Annotated in this window: 4 protein-coding genes; all 4 read left to right on the top strand. The window is 69.7% G+C overall.

Translation table 11 applies throughout. From position 1 onward, the window contains the following. A partial coding sequence (locus QH290_RS21340; protein WP_280384691.1) for an SDR family NAD(P)-dependent oxidoreductase occupies nucleotides 1-3,392 on the top strand: 3,392 nt, incomplete at its 5' end. A 10-nt stretch (nucleotides 3,393-3,402) separates the two neighbouring features. Then, nucleotides 3,403-4,764, top strand: coding sequence for an aminotransferase class I/II-fold pyridoxal phosphate-dependent enzyme (locus tag QH290_RS21335; protein ID WP_280384689.1), 1,362 nt, complete (start codon nucleotides 3,403-3,405; stop codon nucleotides 4,762-4,764). After that, on the top strand, nucleotides 4,761-6,764 hold the full coding sequence (locus QH290_RS21330; RefSeq protein ID WP_280262389.1) for a CRTAC1 family protein: 2,004 nt from the start codon (nucleotides 4,761-4,763) through the stop codon (nucleotides 6,762-6,764). Before QH290_RS21335 ends, QH290_RS21330 begins: the two co-directional genes overlap by 4 nt. Beyond that, nucleotides 6,761-7,873: an enediyne biosynthesis protein gene (locus QH290_RS21325; protein ID WP_280384687.1), complete on the top strand. Its 1,113-nt coding sequence runs from the start codon at nucleotides 6,761-6,763 to the stop codon at nucleotides 7,871-7,873. Before QH290_RS21330 ends, QH290_RS21325 begins: the two co-directional genes overlap by 4 nt. Nucleotides 7,874-7,894 lie beyond the last annotated feature (21 nt).

The following is a 7,894-nucleotide window of genomic DNA, read 5'->3' as shown; positions in this document are numbered from 1 at the left end:
CCGCCGCGGACTGGACGCTCAATGCCTACGGCCGCCTGATCGAGGCCGATGTGGACGCCACCACGGTCGATGTGACGCCGCCCGCCGCGGCGGACCGCGTCCCGGCCGACGCGCTCTACGACAGCATGACCGAGCACGGGCTGAGCTACGGACCCGAGTTCCGGCTGCTGCGCACGGTGTGGGTCGGGCCGGAAGGTGTTGTCGCCCAGATCGGTTCGCCGGAGCCCGATGCCCGACACCGGCACCTGGCGCACCCGGCCGTCATCGATGCGGCCCTGCAGTGTTTCGCCGCGCTCTACGCCGCCACCGCCGCCCGGCACGGCGCGGGCGCCGCGGACGTGGTGATCCCGGGCGCGATCGCGGGCGTGCGGTGGACGGGCCCGATTCCGGAGCACCCGGTGGTCGTGGTCACCCGCGATCCCGGCGACCCGCTGCGCGCCGATATCCGGATCGCCTCGGCCGCGGGCGATGTCGCGCTGGCGCTGACCGGCGTGCAGTTCCGCACCCTCACCCCGCCGCGATCCCTGTCCGACCAGCTCGACGAGCTGTATTACGAACCCGTGTGGGAAATCGTGTCCGACACCGCGGAATCCGCGCCGCCGGCGCTGCCCGCCGAGGAGGAGGCGCTGGTCGTGATCAACCTGGGCGCCGAGATCTCCCAGCGCGCCAAGGAGATCGCCAGCACCCGCACCGGTGAACTCGTCACCGTCGGCGATCACGCCTCGGCCCTGGGTGACGAGCAGCTGTTCGACCTGCTGCGCGGCGCGCACGCGCGGCCCGGCATCCAGCGGCTGCGGCTGGTCGTGGTCGCGAGCACCGACCTGGACGGCATGCACAACGTGCACGGCCTGGCACAGGTGGCGCGGGCGGTGAAAGCACTGCTGTCCCTGGATGATTCGAAGCCGCACGCGGCCGACGACACCACTCTCGCGGCCGACGTCCGCGCCGTCGTGGTCACCGAGAACGCGCTGTGCCTGCCCATCGACCGGTTCGCCCGGCCCGAGCACGCGGCACTCGCGGGCGGGCGGCGCGAACTGCTCAACGAACTGCCCGCGGGCCAGTGGCGGCTGGTCGACACCGAACCCGGATCCGCCGCCGCCGATATCCTCGAGCAGGTCTACGCCGACACCGTCGTCGACGAGGTCGCCCTGCGCGCCGGGGCGTGCTGGACGATCCGCTGGCGCCGCACCCTCGGCTCCCACCTCGCCCGCTGGGACGTCCCCGCACCGCTCACCGACCCGAATCGTTCCTTCCGCCTCGATATTCCACGGTCCCGCCTGCTGCCGGAGTTGGCGCTGCGCACCACCGACCGCGTCGCGCCGGGCCCGGACGAGATCGAGATCCGCATGCAGGCGGTCGGACTCAACTACAAGGACACCCTCAAGGTGCTCGGCGTGCTCACCGAGCGCGAGCTCGACGGCACGTTCTTCGGCACCGAGATCGGCATGGACGGGTACGGCGTCGTCGAACGCGTCGGCAGCGAGGTCACCGGCATCTCCCCCGGCGACGAGATCTCGGTCGTCGCACCGGGAATCGTCCGCCGTTACGTCACGCTGCGCCCCGACACCGGCGCGACCACCCCGATGGACATCTTCCCGCCGGGCACCTTCGACCCGATGCACTGCACCTCGGTGATGCCACTGTTCACCGCGGAGATCGGCCTCGGCGAGCTGGCCCGGGTCCGCCCCGGCGAGACGGTGCTGGTGCACGGCGCGGCCGGTGGCATGGGCATGGCGGCGGTGCAGGTCGCGCTGCGGATGGGCGCGCGGGTCATCGCCACGGCGGGCACCGCCGAGCGGCGCGACCGGGTGCGGGCGCTCGGCGCGCACGAGGTGCTCAACTCCCGATCCATCAGCTTCGTCGACGAGGTGCTGGCCCTGACCGGCGGCACCGGCGTCGACGTCGTCTACAGCTCCGCGCCCGGGGAGATCCTGCAGCAGAACTTCCGGGTCGCGGGCGAATTCGGGCGCATCGTCGATATCGGCAAGGCCGACATCTACGGATCGGGCGCGATCGATCTGCGGCCGTTCGACCGCAACCTGTCGTTCTTCGCCGTCGACATCGACCGCATTCTCGCGCGGCGGCCCGAACAGGTCCGCCACGCCGCCCGCCGGGTGGTGGACGCGATGTACCACGGCGAGTACACGGCGCTGCCCAACACCGTCTTCGGGCTCGACCGCCTCCCCGAGGCATTCGAGACGGTGGCCCGCTCGGCGCAGATCGGCCGCGTGGTGCTGGATCTGCGCGAGGAGCGGCCCGCGGTACGCCACATCCCCCGCGAGGTCGAGATCGACCCGGCCGCAAGCTATCTCGTGACCGGCGGCTTCGGCGCCTTCGGCCTGGCCACCGCGCGGCACCTGGTGCGCGCCGGGGCCCGGAACCTGGTGCTGGCGGGGCGGCGCGGCGCCATCACCGACGCCGCCCGCGAGCAGCTGGCGCAGTTCGCCCGCGAGGGTGTCGCGGTGCGCGAGGCCCGCATCGACGTCGCCGACTACGACGCGGTGGCCGCGCTGATCGCCGACATCCAGTCGGGCGGGGCGCCGCTGCGCGGTGTCATCCACGCCGCGGGCGTGGTAAACAACACCGAGATCCCCGAGATCACCGTGGACTCACTGCGCGAGATCTTCGAACCCAAGGTCGCCGGTGCGCTGAACCTCGACCGCGCCACCACCGAGGCCGGGGCCGACCTCGACCTGTTCGTGCTCTACGCCTCCGCCAGCGGCATCGCGGGACTGTCGCCCCAATTGGGTTACGCCTCCGCCAATTCCGTGCTCGACGCGCTGGCCTGGACGCGGCGCGCACAGGGCCGTCCCGCGGTCTCGGTGGACTGGGGTTTCATGCGCGGCGACGGCGGGATGGCCGACTCCCAGGCGGTGTCGCGGTACGCGGAGATGACCGGATACGGCTCGCTCGACATGGATTTCGCCACCGTGCTGCTGTGGGAATGCCTGCGGCTGGACGTGCCGCAGTGCGCCGTGCTCGATATCGACTGGGCGCAATGGGCCCTCGCGCACCGCTCCTCGGCGAAGGCACCCCGATTCGTCGAACTGGTCACCGCGGCGGGTGGCGGCGGCACCGGCGGGCTGCGCACCGAGATCCTCACCATCGACAGCGAGCAGCGCGGCGAGGTGGTGGCGTGGCTGCTGGCCGAACAGCTCGCGACCGTCCTCGGTGTCGACGCCGACACCGTGGACCTGGACACCCCCACCAGCGAGCTCGGCCTGGATTCGCTGATGGCCATGGAATTCGGTGCCCGCGTGGTGAAGAGCCTCGGCGTGAAGATGTCGGTGCTCTCGATCGGCGCCGGACTCTCGCTCGGCGGCCTGGGCGCCAAGATCGCCGCCCAGATCGCACAGGAAGAAGCAACGACGACCGAACCGACCGCAGCGTGAGGAATCGCCCATGACGACCGACGCGCGCGCACTGGCGCGCTCCCTGATGTCCAAACACGACCCCGACGCCAACGGGTCCGCCGCCACGGCGACCGCCACCGCGGCATCCGACTCACCGGCGGCGCGGCCGACCCTCGACACCACCTTCCGCGATCACCCCGGCGTGGTCGAGGCCACCGAGAAGTGGGCGCGGTTCGACACCTGGGCCCGCGGGGCCGGGGTGATCAACCCGTACTATCTGCCGCACGAAGGGATCAGCGGCCCGGTCACCCGGTTCGCGGGCCGGGATATGTTGAACTTCAGCAGTTTCGGCTATCTCGACCTGGCCGCCGAACCGCGCGTGCACGCCGCGGCGGTCGCGGCCATCGAACAGTACGGTACCTCCGCGGCCGCGGTGCGGCTGGTCGCCGGTGAGCTGCCGCTGTACGGGGAGCTGGAGTCGGAGATCGCCCGCATCTACGACACCGACGCCGCGATCGTCACCGCCAGCGGATTTCTCACCAATGCCGCCGCGGTCGCGTTTCTGCTCGGCAAGCGCGATATCGCCGTGTGCGATGCGCTGATCCACAACAGCATCATCCAGGGCACCGAGTGGGCCGGATGCAAGCGAGTCACGTTCCGCCACAACGACCCCGAGTCGCTGGAGGCGATCCTGTCGATGTCGCGGCGCAGCTTCGAACGGGCGATGGTGCTCATCGAGGGCGTGTACAGCATGGACGGCGATATCGTGCGGCTGCCCGAAATCATCGAGGTGGCGAGGAAATACAACTGTTCGATCATGATCGACGAGGCGCATTCGTTCGGCGTCCTCGGCGAGCGCGGGCTCGGCGTGCGCGAACATTTCGACCTGCCCGGCGACGCGATCGATGTCTGGATGGGCACGCTGTCCAAGGGAATCGGCAGCGTCGGCGGATATCTGGCGGCCAACAAGGAGCTGGTCGACGGCTTCAAATACTCCGCCTCCGGCCTGAGCATGTACACCGCCTCCCCCGCGCCCTCGGCCGCGGCCGCCGCGCTCGAGGCACTGGCCGTGCTGCACGACGAGCCGGAACGCGTTGCGGCACTGCGGCACAACTCCGAGTACTTCTACCGGCGTGCGGGTGAGCTCGGCTTCGACACCGGCAACGGGCAGGGCACGCCGATCACCCCGATCATCACCGGCGCCGACGAACCGGCCGTGCGGGCGTCGATGGAACTGCTCGAACACGACGTGATGGCCAACGCCATCGGCCATCCCGTCGTCCCGGCGGGCGAGGCCCGGCTGCGGTTCTTCATCAACTGCCGCCACACCGAACAACAGCTCGACCACGCGTTGGACACCGTGCGTGCGGTGTTCGACGGGTTCACCGAACAAGAGGGGCAACATTCGTGAAGCTACCGCCGAATCTACTGCGAAAAGCGCTGGTGCCGTTGGTAGCACTGGCCCTGATGACACTGCTGTTCGTCCCGGCGCGCTCGGCCATGGTCGCACCGAACGAGTACAGCGCCGAGGGCCGGGTGGCCAGCGGCTTCCACTTCACGCCGATGCCGATCGCGCTGCCGCCGGGCTTGCCCGAGAACAAGATCCGCCACATCGAGCCGCGGTATCAGCACATCGACGGCTGGATGTCGTCGGTCAACTCCGCCATCGCGATCAACGATATCGACGGCAACGGACGCGCCGACGACCTGTGCCTGGTCGATTCCCGCTCCGACAAGGTCATCGTCACCCCGACCCCCGACAGCGACACCAGCCGGTACGCGCCGTTCGTGCTCGAGGCCGGGCCGCTGCCGGTCGACGGTGAGACCATCCCGGCCGGATGCGTGCCCGGCGACTTCGACCACTCGGGCCGGATCGGCCTGATGGTCTACTACGGCGGCCGCACGCCGATCATCCATCTGCCCAAGCCGGGCGCGAAGAAGCTGGACAACAACGCCTTCCGGCCGGTCGAGACGGTGACCCCGCCCGCCACCCCGGACGGCAGCTACCAGGGCCCGCGCTGGTTCACCCTCGCCGCGAGCGTCGCCGACTTCGACGGCGACGGCAATACCGACATCTACCTCGGCGACTACTTCCCCGACGGCGATTTCATCGGCCCGAACGGCACGGACAGCCTCACGCTCAACGAGTCGTTCTCCAACGCCACCAACGGCGCCCAGGACCATGTTCTGACCTTCCAGGGCAGCACCGGCGGTCCCGAGCCGACCGCGACCTACCGCGAGGTGGTCGGTGCGCTGCCGGAGGGCAAGGACCGCGGCTGGACGCTCGCCGCGGCGACCCAGGACCTCACCGGCGACCAGCTGCCGGAGTTGTTCGTCGCCAACGACATGGGCATGGACCGGATGTTCGTCAACAAGTCCAGGCCGGGTCACATCGAGTTCGGGCTCGCCGAGGGCGAACGCGGCCCGGCCGACCCGAAGTCCTTTGTGCTCGGGCGTGATTCGTTCAAGGGCATGGGCGCGGACTTCGCCGACCTCAACGGCGACGGCCGCACCGACCTGTTCGTCAGCAATATCGCGCAGCGCTGGGGCACGGTCGAGGGTAACCAGGCGTTCATCAACACCGCGGCCGACCCGAAGGACGCCGCGGCCAAGATGGCCTCGGGGATCGCCCCGTTCGAGAACCGGGCCACCGAGAACGGCACCGCCTGGAACGGCTGGGGCTGGGACGCCAAGATCGCCGACTTCGACAACAGCGGGCGACCGCAGATCGTGCACACCAACGGCATGATCAAGGGCCAGACCACCCGCTGGCCGCAGGTGCAGGAGCTGGCGACGATGAACGACAACTTCGGCCCCTACCCGTGGGCATGGCCGAAATTCACCGGCAAGGCCGACATTTCGGGTAACAACCGGATCGGATTCTTCGCCCAGGACGCCGAGGGCAGGTTCATCAACATCTCCCCCGCCCTCGACATCTTCGACCGCACACCCACCCGCGGCGTCGCGGTGGGCGATCCGACGGGCACCGGGACCCTCAGCTTCGCCGTGGCCCGGCAGTGGGAGGCGCCGGTCTACTACCGCAACGACGCACCGCGCCAAGGCAAGTCGCTGTCGCTGCGGTTGCTGACCCCGGCCCTCACCGCGACGCCCGGCGCCACCACCCTGGCGGGCAAGCCGATCCTCGGATCGCCCGCGCTCGGCGCGGAGGTCACCGTCACCACCCCGGACGGCAAGACCCACCTGCAGCAGCTCGACGGCGGCAGCGGCCACGCGGGCAAGCGGTCCACCGATATCCACCTCGGGCTGGGCGACGTCGATCCGAATGCCGCACTGCCGGTGCGGATCACGTGGCGCGACAACCGCGGCGCACCGCACGCCCAGGAGCTCGCGCTGAAGCCGGGGCAGCACACTCTCATTCTCGACTCGGATGCGCGGGAGGTGCACCAGTGAGTGTCGAAGGAAACGGCCGTCCGGCCGACGACAAACCAGCAACCGGTATCGAAGGCAACGGATCCGCGGCCGTAGCGGGCAACGGATCATCCTCCGCCACAGCGACACTCACGCCGGAGGCCCCGGCGGAGAAGACGTGGCGCCAGAAGTGGCTGGGCGTGAACAAGGAGGGCCGCGACCCGCGCTATCTGGCCCTGCGCAACTTCGCGGGCTCGCTCACCTTCTTCAACATCGTGGGCTTCCTGTTCCTCGGTTTCGAGCAGCCGTGGCTGTGGCCGTTCCTGGCCGCGGGCACCGCCTACGCGGTCGAACTGCTCCTGGAAACGCTGGCGGCGTGGGCCTATCGACGCCCCGCCGCGTACCGGGGCAACGGCCTGCGCGGGCTGCTGGTGTTCCTGATGCCCGCCCACATCACCGGCCTCGCGCTGAACTTCCTGGTCTACGCCGGTGACACCTTCCTGCCGGTGGCGTTCGGGATCACCGTCGCCGTCGGCGCGAAATGGGTGCTGCGGGCGAAGATCAACGGCAAGATGAAGCACTTCATGAACCCGTCGAACTTCGGCATCGTGGTCGCGCTGCTGGTGTTCCCGTTCTTCTCGGTGGTGGGTCCGTACCACTTCCTGGAGTTCGTCTCGGGACCCCTCGACGCGCTGCTGGTGCTCGGGCTGCTGATGGCGGGAACCATGTTGAACGCCAAGCTGACCAAGAAGACGCCGCTGATCATGGCCTGGCTCGGCGCCTTCGTGCTGCAGGCGGTGGTGCGCGGCGTGCTCGACAGCGATATCTCGATCATCGCGGGGCTGGCGCCGATGACCGGAATCGCCTTCGTGCTCTACTCCAACTACATGATCACCGACCCGGCCACCACGCCGTTCAAGAAGCGCGACCAGATCGCCTTCGGCGCGGCGGTGGGCATCATGTACGGCGTCTGCATGGCCCTGAACGTGTCGTTCGGGCTGTTCTTCGCCCTCGTGGTCGTCTGCGCCGCCCGCGGCATCTTCTGGTGGTACCGCAACATTCGCGAATGGCTCGGCAACCGCGCACCGGCCGCGACCGCCGTAACCGTGACCGAACCGGCCGCACCGCAGCCCGTGGCCGCGACATCGTGACCGAACCCCGCACCGCCGCAA

Origin of the sequence: Nocardia wallacei (genome assembly GCF_029869545.1) — a bacterium.
Taxonomy (GTDB): domain Bacteria; phylum Actinomycetota; class Actinomycetes; order Mycobacteriales; family Mycobacteriaceae; genus Nocardia; species Nocardia wallacei_A.
This window is presented reverse-complemented; position numbering and strand designations above follow the sequence as displayed.

Excerpts from the sequence above, each read along its gene's own strand:
- QH290_RS21335 (WP_280384689.1), top strand. The coding sequence starts at position 3,403 with ATGACGACCGACGCGCGCGCACTGGCGCGCTCCCTGATGTCCAAACAC.